Raw genomic sequence first — 470 nt, 5'->3', positions numbered from 1 at the left:
AGCTCGAAGGCTCTCGGGAGCGATTGGATATGACCCACAGCCTATGATTGTGTCATCGCTCAATGACGCCGGGATGCGCTGATATTTTTGGACCACGCGTGTTAGGTCGGCCTTTTTGGATACTACCTTATCAAAGCTGATATTATATTTTTCTCTTAGGAAAGTTAATTTGTCTCTCATTAAAATTAAAATGGAGTTTCCATAACTATAAGCATCTTGATCAGAAGGTATGTGCCCTTGATGCACAACTTTATTCCTAAACTCAACTTGGGCGCTTGATAAAATTTGAGCTGGACTTCCCAGTGTTAAGGCATGAATAAGTGCATACGCGCCTATCTGTCGTTCAGATGACGACTTAACCGACTTCCATGCTTCCAAAAATTGTGCCTCGTCACGGCCGCTTTCGACATACATTACTTGTATAAAAAATTCATAGAATCTTTCTAAGGCAGAGGTAAAAGTTACGACGG

General features: G+C 41.7%; 1 protein-coding gene. It reads right to left on the bottom strand.

The features are described from left to right. Positions 1-470: hypothetical protein (locus RAD15_RS43715; protein ID WP_458184847.1), on the bottom strand; the 470-nt coding region annotated here is incomplete at both ends.

It is taken from the genome of Bradyrhizobium sp. 14AA, from assembly GCF_054185205.1.
This window is presented reverse-complemented; position numbering and strand designations above follow the sequence as displayed.